At 43.9% G+C, this 14,643-nt stretch carries 14 protein-coding genes; 6 read left to right on the plus strand and 8 right to left on the minus strand.

Going from position 1 to position 14,643, the window contains the following annotated elements; all coding sequences use genetic code 11:
• Positions 1-37: 37 nt before the first annotated feature.
• Positions 38-571 (minus strand): dihydrofolate reductase family protein, encoded by a 534-nt coding sequence (locus L884_RS0103680; protein ID WP_028766221.1) that lies wholly within the window; start codon positions 569-571, stop codon positions 38-40.
• 160 nt (positions 572-731) lie between these two features.
• Between L884_RS0103680 and L884_RS0103685 the strand changes: the two genes are divergently transcribed.
• Entirely contained in the window at positions 732-1,301 is a 570-nt protein-coding gene (locus tag L884_RS0103685; RefSeq protein ID WP_028766222.1) for a TetR/AcrR family transcriptional regulator, read from the plus strand.
• A 46-nt stretch (positions 1,302-1,347) separates the two neighbouring features.
• On the opposite strand, the gene L884_RS0103690 is transcribed toward L884_RS0103685, so the two are convergent.
• From L884_RS0103690 to L884_RS0103715, 6 genes are all read right to left on the minus strand, one after another.
• Entirely contained in the window at positions 1,348-2,136 is a 789-nt protein-coding gene (locus L884_RS0103690; protein ID WP_037410304.1) for a heme ABC transporter ATP-binding protein, read from the minus strand.
• A 10-nt stretch (positions 2,137-2,146) separates the two neighbouring features.
• Positions 2,147-3,163 carry a FecCD family ABC transporter permease gene (locus L884_RS0103695; protein ID WP_028766224.1) on the minus strand — a complete coding sequence of 339 codons (1,017 nt, stop codon included), beginning with the start codon at positions 3,161-3,163 and terminating at the stop codon, positions 2,147-2,149.
• A gap of 21 nt (positions 3,164-3,184) precedes the next feature.
• Positions 3,185-4,090 (minus strand): heme/hemin ABC transporter substrate-binding protein, encoded by a 906-nt coding sequence (locus tag L884_RS0103700; RefSeq protein WP_028766225.1) that lies wholly within the window; start codon positions 4,088-4,090, stop codon positions 3,185-3,187.
• A gap of 135 nt (positions 4,091-4,225) precedes the next feature.
• Entirely contained in the window at positions 4,226-4,639 is a 414-nt protein-coding gene (locus tag L884_RS0103705) for an ExbD/TolR family protein (protein ID WP_028766226.1), read from the minus strand.
• Positions 4,636-5,391: a MotA/TolQ/ExbB proton channel family protein gene (locus tag L884_RS0103710; protein WP_028766227.1), complete on the minus strand. Its 756-nt coding sequence runs from the start codon at positions 5,389-5,391 to the stop codon at positions 4,636-4,638. Before L884_RS0103710 ends, L884_RS0103705 begins: the two co-directional genes overlap by 4 nt.
• Before the next feature lie 186 nt (positions 5,392-5,577).
• Positions 5,578-6,324: an energy transducer TonB gene (locus L884_RS0103715; RefSeq protein ID WP_028766228.1), complete on the minus strand. Its 747-nt coding sequence runs from the start codon at positions 6,322-6,324 to the stop codon at positions 5,578-5,580.
• Between the two features lie 374 nt (positions 6,325-6,698).
• Here L884_RS0103715 and L884_RS0103720 point away from each other — a divergent pair, with 374 nt between their 5' ends.
• The 5 genes from L884_RS0103720 (at position 6,699) to L884_RS0103740 (ending at position 12,693) form a co-directional block, all read left to right on the plus strand.
• Positions 6,699-8,732, plus strand: a complete 2,034-nt coding sequence (locus L884_RS0103720; protein WP_425423471.1) for a TonB-dependent hemoglobin/transferrin/lactoferrin family receptor — start codon at positions 6,699-6,701, stop codon at positions 8,730-8,732.
• A 123-nt stretch (positions 8,733-8,855) separates the two neighbouring features.
• Complete coding sequence (gene hutX, locus L884_RS0103725; protein WP_028766230.1) at positions 8,856-9,368, plus strand: heme utilization cystosolic carrier protein HutX; 513 nt, start codon at positions 8,856-8,858, stop codon at positions 9,366-9,368.
• Between the two features lie 69 nt (positions 9,369-9,437).
• Positions 9,438-9,986, plus strand: a complete 549-nt coding sequence (hutZ, locus tag L884_RS0103730; protein WP_028766231.1) for a heme utilization protein HutZ — start codon at positions 9,438-9,440, stop codon at positions 9,984-9,986.
• Positions 9,987-10,154: 168 nt separating this feature from the next.
• Positions 10,155-12,065, plus strand: coding sequence for an ABC transporter transmembrane domain-containing protein (locus L884_RS0103735; RefSeq protein ID WP_156925652.1), 1,911 nt, complete (start codon positions 10,155-10,157; stop codon positions 12,063-12,065).
• Between the two features lie 115 nt (positions 12,066-12,180).
• The gene (locus L884_RS0103740; protein WP_028766233.1) at positions 12,181-12,693 is read left to right on the plus strand and encodes a lipocalin family protein; all 513 of its coding nucleotides are present in this window, start codon (positions 12,181-12,183) and stop codon (positions 12,691-12,693) included.
• A gap of 63 nt (positions 12,694-12,756) precedes the next feature.
• On the opposite strand, the gene L884_RS0103745 is transcribed toward L884_RS0103740, so the two are convergent.
• Positions 12,757-14,361: an AMP-binding protein gene (locus L884_RS0103745; RefSeq protein ID WP_028766234.1), complete on the minus strand. Its 1,605-nt coding sequence runs from the start codon at positions 14,359-14,361 to the stop codon at positions 12,757-12,759.
• Between the last annotated feature and the right edge of the window lie 282 nt (positions 14,362-14,643).

Here is a 14,643-nt window from a genome sequence, read left to right on the forward strand (position 1 = left end):
TGCTCATTACTGCTAATTTTCGTTTCACACTCGCAGTTTACCTTTGTCTAACAAAGCTATTTTGCACTAAACAGTCAACGAGGCGCTTGGCTTTAACGTGCTTAAATTTAAGCGGCGTTGTTAACTCGCCAAATAATGGAATCCCGCCACCGAGTATGACTGGAATTGTGGTAATAATTAACTCATCAATTAAATCATGCTGCAAGAAGCCTTGAATCGTTTTACCACCATCAATATAAAGCTGGTTATATCCTTGATTATTGAGTTGCTGGACAATCTCGGGTAGTGAACCATTGACTAAAAACACTTTATCTTCAAGTCCATCTGGTACCTTGGTCAAGGTATTGCTTAGCACAAACACGGGTTTACTATAGGGCCAGTCAATGCCAAAACTTAGCACTATTTCTAGGGTATTGCGTCCCATCACTAACGCATCAATACGTGACATAAACTCACTAAAGCCAAGATCTGAGCCATCAGGATTAGGAATGTCATGTAACCAATCGACTTGATTATTTTTGTCTGCAATAAAGCCGTCAAGGCTAGTGGCGATATACACGATATTGGTCATTATGATCCCTTAGTGAAATACTGGCGTTAACAGTCACTCTAGTCTGGCTATGAGTGTTGAGATTTTCAGCGCTTAATTAAGCTAAGCAGCAACTTGTAAAGTAGCAAAATAAACTTTATTCTACACTGTAGAAAAAGGTGGATTTTAACGAGAGTAATTTATGACTGTCAAGCAAAAGAAGCGCGGTCGACCAGCAAGTCACGCTGAACAATTGAGCCAACAAGCGATAATTACTAAGGCTAAGAGTTTGATGTTAAGCAGTGGCAAAATGCCAAGTATTCGAGCATTAGCCAGTGCACTATCGGTGGATGCGATGGCGATTTATTATTACTTTAAAAACAAAGATGCTTTGCTTGAGGCGATTACAATATCTTTAGTGAACGAGATCTACCAGCCAAATATAGAGGATGATTGGCAGCAAGCTTTAATGGCATTAAGTAGTAGCTATCTCAACTTATTACAGCAGTATTCAGGTTTATTGGAAACCTTGTTATCAATGCAATCTACTGGGCCTGCTGAGGTATTTGTGAGCCGTTTTGAGATGATATTGAAGCCGCTTGATTTAGATGGAGCATTGCAAACTGATATTTTATGTTTATTAGTGGACTACTTACATGGGTTTGCATTGGCTTCCCGCTGTAACACAACTCCACAGAGCTTAGATATTGCGGCGATCAAAGGACCATTAAGCCTCATTTTTAAGGCGATTGAACCATTAAAGTCATTTTGAATATAAAGCGCTCAAGAATATGAGCGCTTTATATACTAGCGCTGCTTTAAAACAACAGCGGTGTTTGTTTACCCGGCTCCATTACGACAACAGGATCGTAATGCCAAACTTGTCTGATAGTTTCTGGCGTTAAGGTGTCACTTGGTTTACCGTCACTAACAATACAGCCATTTTCGAGTACGACTAATCTGTCGGCGTAGCGTGATGCTTGGTTTAGATCATGCAATACCACAATGACAGCATAGTTTTGTTCATGAGCAAGGCTGCGTGCTAAGGCTAATACGCGGTGCTGCTGTGCCAAATCCAGTGCAGAAGTGGGTTCATCTAACAGTAAAATAGGTGGTCTTTCAGATTGTGCGAGTTGAGTTAATACTCGAGCCAGTTGCACTCGCTGCTTCTCGCCTCCAGAAAGCGTTGGATAACTGCGCTCTTTCAAATGGGCCAGTGCCACTTGTTCTAATTGCTCATCTACAAGTCTTTTACCTTGTTGCTGATTTAGGGTTAACGGGTAGAGTCCCATCTCCACTACTTCTCTGACTTTAAAAGGGAAGGTCAGTGATGCATGTTGTGGTAAAACAGCTAGGGACTTAGCCAGTAGCTGACGATCCCAGCTATTGACATTTTTACCGTAAACTTTTATTTCACCAGCATCTAAGGCGACTTCTTGGCAAAAACTTTTAAGCAGGGTCGACTTGCCCGCTCCATTAGGGCCGAGCAGTGCGGTAACTTGCCCAGGCTGTAGTTTTAGGTTGATATCGGTTAACACAGGCTTATGGCCGATGCGTACTGATAAACGGTTGACTTCAAGGGCGGGTGTTAATGAGTCTGTCTGCATAATGATGACCTTAAACCAAGCGGTGGCGCTGTTTTAGCAGCAACACAATAAAGAAGGGAGCACCAAGCAAAGCGGTGACCAAACCGACAGGCAGTTCCGATGGCGCCACGAGGGAGCGTGCACCGATATCAGCCAATGCTAATAGCGCAGCGCCTAACATGGCACTAAGTGGTAATAATTGCTTGTGATCAGGCCCCACCATCATGCGAACCAGATGCGGCACAACAAGGCCAATAAAACCAATAATGCCGGTAGCCGCTACGGAAATACCGACACCAATAGCACACAACACGATTAGCCTAAGCTTGAGTTTATCGACATCAAGCCCTAGGTGACGAGCTTCAGCTTCACCAAGTAACAGCGCATTAAGTGCTTTGGCACTGCGATTAAACTGCCAGCTGACTAAGGCTAGCGCGATTAAGCTTAAAATGACGTAATGCCATTGTGCGCCAGCAATTGAGCCGAGTTGCCACAAGGTCAGATCCCTAAGGGCCATGTCATCGGCCATATATGTCAGTAAGCCAATACCTGCGCCTGCTAGGGCTGCAATTGCCACACCTGCAAGTAGCAGCAATACTACCGAGGTGCCACTAGGACTACTTGCTAAGCGGTAGACAACTAAGGTGGTCACAAGGCCGGCGATAAATGCGCTAAGCGCCACCATGTACTCTCCACCTTGGGGAATAAGTACAATGCAGATCGCAGCCCCAAGAGCCGCACCTGAAGAGACGCCAATAATGCCAGGATCTGCAAGAGGGTTTCTAAATAAGCCCTGCATGACAGCGCCACATTGGGCGAGCACGGCACCTACGGCAAGCGCTAATAACGTGCGCGGTAAGCGCACATTATTGATCACCAGTTGCTCGTGGGGGGCGACACTACCTATGTCTAGCGGTGTAAGCCAGTTCATCACAGCATGAAAACTGACTGTGGGGCTAATTTGTAGTGGACCTATGCTGACAGACATCAGGCTCGTTATCACCAAAGCGGCGAGTAAACTGGGCCAAAGCCAACGACGATTATCCATTTGTATTCCTAAGCTTTATAACTAGTACTGTTTGACGTTAATAAAATCACTGGCAAGCTGGTCAGCCGCTTCGATGGCACTTAAGCCTAAGCCACCTAATAGAGCTTGAGGCTTGAGTGATTGGATCTGTTGGTTTTTACCTGCTGGAGTATGTTCAAGTAACGGCATTTGCTTAAGTACATCAGCGACTGGGTTTTCAATGGCTTTGTCAGAGCGATTTGAGATCAAAATAACGTCGGGCTGTAGTGATAAAATGCCTTCTTGTGATACTGATTTATAACCGCTAAACCCTGCGATATTTTTACCGCCGGCAAGTTTAATAATGATATCTGCAGCAGTATCATCACCACCTACGCGTGCAGGTCTATCTGCTTGCAATAATAAAAATAGCACCTTAGGCGCATCGCCTTGTTTAGCAATTTGTTGCTGCTTTTGCTCGATTTGAACAAATGATTGTTTTACTTGGTTTTGTAGGGCTTGTGCTTGCTTTTCACGGTTAAGCAGTTTGCCCATTTCGTCAATATTACTCAGTAACTGCGGCTGGGTATGTGCATCAGGTAGTTGGATAACATTGACGTTAGCACCATTTAATACATCAAGGGTCGCTTTAGGTCCCATGGCATCTGTTCCAAGCACTAGGTTTGGCGATAGTGCCAAAATTCCTTCAGCGCTTAGCATGCGGTGGTAACCTAATTTTTCAACTTTGTCATAGCCTTTAGGCAGTTGGCTGGTGGAGTCTACCGCGACTAACTCATTGCCAGCATCTAAAGCTAATACTAATTCAGTCACTCCTGCGCCGGCACTGACCACTCGTGGGGCTGCATGTTCATGGTCTGCATGAGCAAGAACTGTCTGGCTAAATGCCAGTGAAGATAACAGGGTAACGCTAGCCAATAATTTGTTATTAAAAATCTTTTTACCAAGCATGGGTAACTCCAAAATAATCAAAACTCATTAATAAAATTAGCGGGGTATTTCGCTAATCAAAGTTGAATATCAATAGCAACAACAGGTGCAATTTTTAGCCGAACTAATCTTGAGAAGAACTAACCTCTAGCAGCATCAGGGCTCCATTAAAATTTGAGTGTTGCTGATGTTTTGCCTTTGCAACGCTGCCAATACCGTCATTAAAGGTTGTACTGGTGCGGTTTTATCAGCCGCAATAATCACTTTTGCTTTAGGGTTTGCTTTAAAACTGTTTGAAAAAGCAGCTTCAAACTCATCAAAATCAGCATAACTTTTTCCGTCAAGCGCCCAGTGCGGCTCGTTAACTAACACATTTATTGCAATATGCTTCTCTTGTGAAACAGCGCTTAGGTTGGAGTCTGCCTCTGTAGGGACATCAACAGGCAAGCTAAGTAACTGGGTGTTAGCCGTGAGCAGGAGAAACACCAGTACGATAAAAATAATGTCAATTAGTGGCGTAAGATCTAAGCCAAAGCTCGGACTGCTTTGGTCATTGCCTGCGTTTATCATGAGGTAGCCCCAGTTGCTTGAGTTAGCTGCGGCTCAGTTTCGCTACGACAGCTGGCTTCTTTACAGGTGGCAGCTTTACTACAAAGTTGAGCAGGGGAGTCACTACCAATACTTAGTGCTTGATCAAAGCCGTCTAACCATAGGTTGAGCAGGTTTAGTGCATGGGCCAATTTATTGCAGCGTCTTTCAGCCCACAGCGTAAATAGGTGCGCAAGTGTGATAGCTGGAACCGCAATAATCAGACCCGCAGCGGTGGTATTCATGGCAAGGCCTAAACCTGAGGCGAGCTGTGAAGGTGTTACCGGACCATCTGATAAACCGAGTTGATCAAACATCTCAATTAGACCTAGTACAGTACCGAGTAGGCCTAATAAGGGAGTGATCACCCCAATAATATGTAAAATCTTCAGCCCTGATAGTAGTTTGTTTTTTTGCTTCACCAGCCATAGTGAGACGATCTCTTCACGCATCGTTCTTGATTGCTCGGCATGACTTAGCAATAAAGCTGTGCCTTTCGAAAGCATGCTGTGGCCTTGGCTTATTTGACTCATTAATTCTTGTCTTTGCTCAGGTGTTGCACTGCGAGCTTGTTGACGTAGCTGGGTTAACCATTTATCACGCTTAGGCAGTTCGTACAGCATCAGTGCTAAGCGTTCTAGAATGATCATTAAGCTTATAAAAGCGCAGATAAATAGCGGCCAAGCAAGGTAGCCTAGTTGCTCGATGAGTTGCTGATATAAGGGCTGAGACATGGTGTTTCCTTGACGATACTTACCTATCGCATTAACGGTTTATATAAAATGTGTTTGTTGCGTTGTCCCTTAAACGCAGCTTGCTGTTGAGCGAAATTTGCTCTGGGTATTACATTCCCGATAACCCCAATTTTTAATTGGCTTTTTAGCCTTGCTTAGCTCTTTGTAAAATAACGGTTTGCAACTTTAGTTCAGTGCAAATTTCACTGGGACCCTCACGGTATATGCATAGGCTGTCTGTGGTGATGGCGCTGCAAATTGCCATTTCTCCACTGCATTTAGCGCTGCTTTGTCGAGCAAGCTATAGCCTGAACTGTCAACTAAAGTTAGTGATAATTGCTCGCCAAGTTGGTTGAACATCACCTCAATAGTCGCCGTCCCTTGAAAGCCGCGTTTACGGGCTTTTTTGGGATAGTGAGGCTGACTTGGTGGCACAGCAAAGGTCGGTCTTGAAAGCGTGATTGATTGCTGAGTCACGCCCTGTTTTGCATCAAGTTGTGCTTGATCGTGCGACTGAGCTTGCGCTAACTCTGATGTTGTCTGGTCAACTTCTTTTGCAATCGTGTCTTCAGCTGTTGGCTGGTTGATAGGCTTGGTCTCTTGCTGAGGTTGTTGCTTAGCAATTTGAGTTGCCTTAGGCGGAGTGTTGACCTTAGTTGACTTGGTTTTTTTCGGTGTTGGTTTTACAGGTTCAGCTTTAGCAGCGGGCTTTTCAACTTGTTTTTTAGGTACTTTTATTGGTTCTGGTGTTGTGGGGGCAGGCTGTGCAGCTTGGCTAGCCTGCATAGCGATAGACACGCTAACGGCATTATTTGAGCCCATTGCGCTACCAGCATTCATTGACAGTTCTGCTTCTGAATTCTGTGAAGCTAAAACTGCACCTTGGATTAACACTGTTAAACAACCAAAAGCAAAATAACGTTTAGGTGTCATGCCGAAATCTCTTACCAACAAAGTCTGGAAAATGAACCGAAAGTAGCGCCCAACTAGTTAACCTTAAACTAATCAAACTGTTGATGATTTTAAGGTAAGAAGCTTATTTACATTCTTTACAATTAGTTAGGTTCGCATCTTCTTTTTAACTCCCCTTAAGATATACCAGCTTGAATGAGATCGCAAATGATAATGATTTTCATTTGATCCATTATTCAATCTCAGGTACAGTGCAAAAAATAAAAAATGGCAGTCGCGTTTTTAACTTTGGTTTTTGTCTCTGATGAACTGTATCGAGGTAAAACGAGACGCTATCCATACTGACCTTGAGGATTGAAATAATGATCAAGAAGCCTGTTGTAATCGCAATTGCGATGGCTCTTAGCTCTAGTGCATATGCAGCACAAACGCAGCAAGCCAATGAGCAGCAAGTTACCGAGTTTGATGAAGTACTGGTTACGGCTACTCGCGTAAGCGAAAAAGCATCTGAAACAAGCCGCAGTGTTGCTGTGGTAGATGAAGAGCAGTTGCAAGAGTCACAACCATCATCGGTAGCGCAGGCGCTTAAAAATGAAGCTAACATCAATGTTAGCAATGGTCCGCGTGCATCCTCTCAAGGTGTTGAAATTCGAGGTTTAGGTGGTCAACGCGTGCTGCAAACAATTGATGGTGCACGTCAAAACACAAATTCCGGTCATCGTGGTACTTACTTTATGGACCCTGAGTTACTGAGCTCAGTAGAAGTCGTGCGTGGCCCTGCGAGTAGTTTATGGGGCAGTGGCGCAATTGGTGGTGTGGTGGCACAAAATACCAAGTCTGCTGCTGACTTTTTAGAAGAAGATGACACTTTTGGTGGCTACTTAAAGCAAGGTTATGAATCAAATGGTGATCGCATTAAAACCAGCGGTGCGATTTACGGATTATCAGAAACAGACTCTGCAGGTAGTGTTGATTGGTTGGTTAACGGCAGTTACTACGATAGCAACAACATCAAAATTGGTAATGATCAAACGCTTGAAAACAGTGCTTCAGAAGGTACAAGCGGTTTAGCGAAATTTGGTTGGGAGCCAACTGATGACCAACGCTTACAGTTATCTGCGCGCTTTTCAAATATTGACGAGCTAGTGCCAAGTAATCCGGCGACTAATGTGGGGAGTTCTGTACCACTGGTTAAGCGTAAAACTGAAGATCAAAATGTGACTTTAGATTACAGCTTAAGCCCAACAGATAATGCGTTACTCGATTTAAACGCCACACTCTACTGGAACGGCACGAATTACGATGAAGATCGCGTGACTAAAAACAAGTTTGATACTACAGAGTATGAAACCTTAGGTTTTAGCTTAAATAACAGCTCAACACTGGGCAATACGGTACTAACATACGGTGTTGATGGCTATAAAGATTCAATCAAAACCGTACGTGATGATAGTGGCCAAGCCGGCGAACGTCCTGATGATATTGATGGTGAAACTACTGTCTGGGGTGCTTATACACGCGCAGATATCGAATTGACAGACAGCTTAGCTGTTGATGCCGCAGTACGTTATGACGCGTTCAAAAATGAGAGTAATAACCTCAATCAATCTTCAGATGATAATGCGTTTTCACCCTCTGTTGGTTTAGTGTGGCAAACCACTGACTGGCTAACATTAAGTGCACGTTATGATCAAGCATTCCGCGCACCAAGCATGGAAGAGATGTATTCAACAGGTACCCATTACTGCATTCCTGCAATCCCTGGCTTTTTGCCAAATGGCCTGTGTAATACCTTCGAAATCAACCCAGATTTGAAAGCTGAGCAAGCTGAAAACAAAGAGATTAAAGCGGATCTTCGTTTTGCTAATCTTGCGGGTAATGACGAGCTTGCTATCACGCTAAACGTGTTCAGAAATGACGTTGATGATTTTATTGAACAGTCAGTTTCAGACCCATTAATGGGGATCCCTGGATTTGAGCAAACCACCTCTTGGAATAACGTTGATGAAGCTAAGTTAACCGGCTTTGAGTTCAGTACTCGTTATCGTTATGAGCAAACTCGCCTAACAGTGAACTACGGTCAAACGGAAGGTAAAGACAAAGCAACTGGCGAATACCTATCTAATATTCCAGCTAAGAAACTCGCTATCGATCTGTCACAAGCCATTATGGAAGGTGATATGAAGCTGGGTACGCGCTTTAGCTATGTAGCTGAACAAGATCAGCTTCCGGTAGACAATTTAAACCAATATGACTCATACAAGCTTTGGGATGTATACGTGGCATGGGAACCAGCCATGGGCACATTTGAAGGTTTACGAGTTGATTTTGCAGTTGAAAATATCGGTGATGAGGAATATCGCCAAGCGTGGCAAACCTTGTATGAACAAGGCAGGAACTTCAAGTTGTCAGCGCGCTATAGCTTCTAATTTGAGCCATGTTATTGGTGAATTTAGCAAGCTAAATTAAACCGAGGTCAATTCACGCGTCATCAAGTGAATTGACCTCTTTGTCGTTAAATTAATTAGTCTTTAGTTAATTGGAGATATTCCATGTCAGTTTCAGTTGAACAAATTCGTCAGCACTTACAAGCCAATCCTGCAGCTATGCCTAGTCAGATTGCCGAAGAACTTAATATTAGCGAGTTTGAAGTCGTATCAGCTTTGCCTGCAGAGCAAGTGGCAATACTGCCATTGGAGCAAAAAGACGCCCTGCTAGAAGAGTTACCTGAGTGGGGCAATATGACCACGATTGTCTCGGCATCAGGCAGTATTTTTGAGTTTAAAGGTAGCTTTCCAAAAGGTAAGTACGCTCACGGATATTACAACTTGATCACTAAAGGTGATGGTCTGCATGGCCATTTGAAGTTAGATGTTATTAGCGCAATAGCCTTGATAAGTAAGCCATTTAGAGGCACTGAAAGCCATTCAATTAACTTCTTTGGCCCACAGGGTGAAGTGGTATTTAAAGTCTATCTTGGCCGCGACAAAAAGCGTGTTTTATTACCTGAGCAAGTTGCGCGCTTTACTGAGTTAAAGCAAAGCGTTAACTCAGAGGTGGCATAAAGAACTTAGGCTTTTATGCCTAAGTGGAACGCAAAATTAAATAAGTATTTAGAATAAGAGAGTAGAGCAATGACTAACGATAAAGAGCAAAGACTACGAGATAAATTACTGCCAGAGATTGAAGCGTTTAAAGCTGAGCGCTCAACGTTGCAATTGGCAACCAAAGATGCAGATGGTGTGCCTAATGCAAGTTATGCACCTTTTGCTTTAGCCGATGATGGTTTTTATATACTAGTAAGTGAACTTGCACGTCATGGTACTAACCTCAAACAATCTAAAGATTTATCTGTAATGCTATTAGAAGATGAGTCAGAGGCTAAAAGTGTATTTGCGCGTAAGCGTTTAACCTTTGACGCGACTGCAGAGTTAGTTGATCGCGACAGTGAAACCTTTACTAAAGGCGTTGCAGCGTTATCTAAGCGTTTTGGTGAAATGATTGATAACTTAGCTGGCTTAGGCGATTTCAATCTGTTTAAGTTAAACCCACATCATGGCCTTTATGTGAAGGGGTTTGGCCAAGCATTTAGTTTATCGGGAGCTGAGCTATTAGATGTTGATTGGAAGCGTGATGGTCACCATGGCACACCAAAAGCTGAGCTTGCAGAAAACGCGAGCTAAGCCGCTGTCTGTTTTACTGATTCAGTAAAAATTCAATAAACAATGCCCGCCTTGCGCGGGTTTTGTTATTCTGCTGTTGTTTTCATTTTAACCTTAGTGGTTAAGGATATTGCATTGGATCAAAACGCTTCTTCAGTGGCTAAGGGTCAGCCGCAAGCTGCAAAGTCTATGGCGGAACGGGCTAAGCCTGTTCAACCCCACGTGAGTAAACGTGCCGTATTACCTTGGATTGGTGCGTTTTTAAAACCCTACCGCGGCAAAGTTATCACCGCGATTATCTTTTTGTTCATCGGTTCGCTCGCTTGGCTGTCTTTAGGCCAAGGGGTAAGGCTTATGGTCGATGAAGGATTCTTAAAAGATAATGGTTCACGCCTCAATGAAATAATCATGTTGGTTATTGCTATCACAGCGCTAAGCAGCAGCGCGATATTTTGTCGATTCTATTTAATGACTTGGTTAGGCGAGCGAGTCAGTGCCGATATTAGATTAAAAGTCTATGACCACTTATTAAAACTTTCCCCCGGATTTTACGCCAAGCTAAGAACCGGAGAGGTGATTTCGCGATTTACTGCCGACTCAACGTTACTGCAATCTGTGGTGGGTTCAAGTTTGTCGATGGCACTGCGTGCCGGCGTAACAGTGATTGGTGGCATAGTAATGATGGCGATCACTAGCTTTAAAATGACAGGCTTAGTATTACTCGCGGTGCCAATGGTGTTGGGGCCGATATTCTTTTTTGGTCGTAAAGTGCGTGATTTGAGCCGCAAAAGCCAAGACAAGGTCGGGGATTTAGGGGCTTACGTAGATGAAACGCTACATGAGATCCACACTGTGCAAGCCTATTGCCATGAAGAGCAAGACCGTGCGCTGTTTAATCATCGTGTCGAAGCGGTAATGGATGCTGCAAAAGGGCGAATAAAGTATCGCTCAATTCTTATTTCGCTAGTGATGTTTTTAAGTATTCTAGCTATTGCGGTAGTTGTTTGGGTTGGTGCGCACGATGTAATGAGCGGGGCGATAACTGCCGGTGAGCTGTCTGCCTTTATGTTCTATGCCGTGATGGTGGCAGGCTCAGTGGCAACCATTAGTGAAGTCATTGGCGAAATTCAGCGCGCAGCAGGCGCAACCGAACGTTTAATAGAGCTAATTGAAACACCAATTGATATCCCTATTGTTGAAAATCCGCTTAAGTTAACATCAGCGGTACGCGGCGAGCTTGAGCTTAAAGACGTACGTTTTAGTTATAGCAAATTCGATGACACCAGCCGAGCAACAGAGCTTTCTGATGGGAACAGCCTTGAGCTAGTAGACAGCCCTGAGCCAATTCACAGCCCAGAGCCAGTAGAGAGCCCTGAGCCAGATAACAGCCATGCAAGCGTTGCTAATAATAACGAAGTTATTCGCGGTTTAAATATCCATATCAACCCCGGCGAGCGCGTAGCACTGGTTGGTGCGAGTGGTGCGGGTAAAAGTACCTTGTTTGAATTGCTACAACGCTTTTATGTACTTGATAGCGGTTCCATTGAGCTTGATGGCGTTGATATTGCCAAACTCAGCCCACAAACTTTGCGACAGCAGTATGCATTAGTGCCGCAAGAGTCAGTTATTTTTGCCACAAGCGTGCTTGAAAATGTGCGTTATGGTCGCATTGAAGCCAGCGAAGACGATGTAAAGCAAGCTTGTATTGCTGCTAAAGCCGATGAGTTTATTACAGAGTTTAGTGACGGTTATCAAACCTATTTAGGCGAACGCGGCGTACGTTTGTCTGGTGGGCAAAAACAGCGGATTGCTATTGCTCGCGCAATTTTAGCAGATAGACCTATTTTGTTATTAGATGAAGCAACCAGTGCACTCGATGCCGTTAGTGAGCAAAAGGTTAAGCAGGCGCTCGATAGTTTAATGGTAGGTAAAACGACTTTGATTATTGCCCACAGGCTGGCAACGGTGATCAATGCCGACCGCATTTTAGTATTAGATAAAGGCCAAGTGGTAGGCAGCGGCACTCATGCTGAATTAATGCAAAGCAGTGAGTTATATAGAGAGTTTGCCAGTTTGCAGTTATTAACCGATGACAAATAAGAGTAAACTAAAACAGCATCTTAAGCGTATAGTTATACCAATTGGTATTAAGCATAGGTTTATGAGTTTACTCAATCTTAGCCTATGTATTTCATCACAATAAGAGAGAAACGCTATGCGCTTAATCACTATTGCATGTTTATTATTGTTATCGGCCTGTACCAGCTTGCCAAACGGTATTGAGCCGGTTAAAGGCTTTGAGTTACCGCGCTACTTAGGGACTTGGTATGAAATAGCAAGATTAGATCACAGCTTTGAGCGTGGCTTGAATCAAGTTACCGCCACCTATTCGATGCGCAATGATGGTGGTGTAAAAGTGGTTAACCGTGGCTTTTCTGTTGCAGAGCAGGCTTGGGATGAAGCAGAGGGCAAAGCTTATTTTGTTGATAGCCCAGATATTGGCCATCTAAAAGTATCTTTCTTCGGTCCATTTTATGGTGCTTATGTGGTGTATGAACTTGATAATCAAGATTATCAATATGCTTTTATCACCAGTTACAACCGTGAATATTTGTGGTTTTTATCGCGTACTCCGACCGTTGATGACGCGCTAAAGCAGCAGTTTATTGAGCAAGCTAAAAAACTTGGCTTTGCGACTGAGCAGATTATTTGGGTAGCGCAAAGTTAGCTCAATCAACTGTTATAAATTATAAAAGGAGCCATTGGCTCCTTTTATATTAGGGATATTTTACTAGTTGGTATTACGCAGCTCGCGTCTTAAAATCTTGCCGACGGTCGACTTTGGCAAGGCATTAACAAACTCGATAATCTTTGGCACTTTATAAGCGGTAAGTTGCTCGCGGCAATATTGCTCAATATCAGCTTGGGCTTTCGCGGTATCACTATTGGGATCAGTTAATACGATTACCGCTTTGACTGCTTCACCACTGCGTTCATCGCTGACTCCAACGACTGCACACTCTAAAATGCTGTCATGATTGGCAAGTACATCTTCTACCTCATTAGGATAAACGTTAAAGCCTGAGACGATAATCATGTCTTTTTTACGGTCGACAATTTTATGGAAACCATCTTCGGTCGCAATGGCGATATCGCCGGTTTTAAAGTAGCCATCTTGGGTCATGACTTTGTCGGTTTCAGCTTGATTATTCCAATAACCTAGCATCACTTGCGGACCAAATACTGCTAGTTCGCCAGTCTCGCCGATAGCGACTTCGTTATCGTCCATATCGAGAATTTTTACTTGAGTAGCAATCACTGGCTTACCAATAGTGCCGAGTTGTTCAAGCCCCGGAGAGTTGAGCGATACCACTGGAGAGGTTTCGGATAACCCGTAACCTTCTGAAATGGTGCAGCCGGTCGTTTGCTGCCAAATCGAGGCAGCAGCTTGTGTCAGCGCAGTTCCCCCTGAAATGGTCACTTTTAAATGACTAAAATCCAGCGCTTGAAATGCAGGCTGGTGGCACAAGCCCACAAACAAGGTGTTTAACCCAGCAAAGCCAGTAAATGGATATTGACCAAGGGTGGCGATTAAACCTGAAATATCCCTTGGGTTTGGAATAAGTACCGAGCAGCCGCCACGCTCGTAATAAAGCACTAAATTCACCATAAAGGCATAGATATGGTACACAGGTAGGGGGGCGACAAAGATCTCTTCGCCTTCGACAATTTTGCTACCTAGGCGTGATTTTATCTGCATGGCGTTAGCAATTAAGTTACCGTGAGTCAGCATGGCACCTTTTGAGAGCCCAGTGGTTCCACCGGTGTATTGCAATGCGGCGATCTGTCCGAGCACACTGATCACGGGGACATAATCATGTTTGCTACCCTGTGCTAACACATCGTTAAATGTCACTGTGGCAAATGGCACTTCAGGCTGGGGTTGCGGCGTAATTAAGTCCATTGCATGGGTAGAAATGACGGTTTCAATAGGCGTCTGTTCGACCACTTCAGTTAAAGTCGGCAATAAGTCAGATAGTACGACTAAGGCCTTCGCGCCAGAGTCATTAAACTGATGGATTAATTCACGTTGGGTGTATAAAGGATTAGTGTTAACTAACACCATGCCTGCCTTTATCGCGCCATAAGCGGCGATTACAAATTGGGTGATGTTGGGGAGCTGAATAGCAATTCTATCGCCCTGAACTAAGTTGGTTTCTTGTTGTAGGTAAGCGGCAAATTGGCGTGAGTATTCATTAATCTCGTTAAAACTGGTTTCTTTACCTAAACAGGAGTAAGCGGCTTTATCGCCGTAGCGGGCACTGGCAAGTTCAATCAGATCGATAAGTGATGCGTAGCGAGAGAGGTCGAGGGTTGAGTCTGAATCGTAAGCCATTAAAGTCCCCTTTATACAATGTTCATGATTAATCGTTATGGTTATTATAAAATCAAACAGGTGTTTAGATTAGTGTGATTTATGGGCAAAGGTCAATGGGCTAGGTTGAAATTAGATATAGAGTCGGAAGGTATACGAGCAAGGGAAGCCAAAGAAAGGACCTAAACCTAGGACCTAAAACCTAAAACCTAAAACCTAGGACCTAGGACCTAGGACCTAGGACCTAGGAAAAGCAAAGACGGGAAAGCGGTTTTAATTTTACTTTGTAGGTTGTGCTTTAGC

Origin of the sequence: Shewanella fidelis ATCC BAA-318 (genome assembly GCF_000518605.1) — a bacterium.
Lineage (GTDB): Bacteria > Pseudomonadota > Gammaproteobacteria > Enterobacterales > Shewanellaceae > Shewanella > Shewanella fidelis.

Excerpts from the sequence above, each read along its gene's own strand:
- L884_RS0103745 (WP_028766234.1), bottom strand. The coding sequence starts at position 14,361 with ATGGCTTACGATTCAGACTCAACCCTCGACCTCTCTCGCTACGCATCA.
- L884_RS0103715 (WP_028766228.1), bottom strand. The coding sequence starts at position 6,324 with ATGACACCTAAACGTTATTTTGCTTTTGGTTGTTTAACAGTGTTAATC.
- L884_RS0103690 (WP_037410304.1), bottom strand. The coding sequence starts at position 2,136 with ATGCAGACAGACTCATTAACACCCGCCCTTGAAGTCAACCGTTTATCA.
- hutX (WP_028766230.1), top strand. The coding sequence starts at position 8,856 with ATGTCAGTTTCAGTTGAACAAATTCGTCAGCACTTACAAGCCAATCCT.
- L884_RS0103705 (WP_028766226.1), bottom strand. The coding sequence starts at position 4,639 with ATGATAAACGCAGGCAATGACCAAAGCAGTCCGAGCTTTGGCTTAGAT.
- L884_RS0103680 (WP_028766221.1), bottom strand. The coding sequence starts at position 571 with ATGACCAATATCGTGTATATCGCCACTAGCCTTGACGGCTTTATTGCA.
- L884_RS0103740 (WP_028766233.1), top strand. The coding sequence starts at position 12,181 with ATGCGCTTAATCACTATTGCATGTTTATTATTGTTATCGGCCTGTACC.
- L884_RS0103700 (WP_028766225.1), bottom strand. The coding sequence starts at position 4,090 with ATGCTTGGTAAAAAGATTTTTAATAACAAATTATTGGCTAGCGTTACC.
- L884_RS0103720 (WP_425423471.1), top strand. The coding sequence starts at position 6,699 with ATGGCTCTTAGCTCTAGTGCATATGCAGCACAAACGCAGCAAGCCAAT.
- hutZ (WP_028766231.1), top strand. The coding sequence starts at position 9,438 with ATGACTAACGATAAAGAGCAAAGACTACGAGATAAATTACTGCCAGAG.
- L884_RS0103695 (WP_028766224.1), bottom strand. The coding sequence starts at position 3,163 with ATGGATAATCGTCGTTGGCTTTGGCCCAGTTTACTCGCCGCTTTGGTG.
- L884_RS0103735 (WP_156925652.1), top strand. The coding sequence starts at position 10,155 with ATGGCGGAACGGGCTAAGCCTGTTCAACCCCACGTGAGTAAACGTGCC.
- L884_RS0103685 (WP_028766222.1), top strand. The coding sequence starts at position 732 with ATGACTGTCAAGCAAAAGAAGCGCGGTCGACCAGCAAGTCACGCTGAA.
- L884_RS0103710 (WP_028766227.1), bottom strand. The coding sequence starts at position 5,391 with ATGTCTCAGCCCTTATATCAGCAACTCATCGAGCAACTAGGCTACCTT.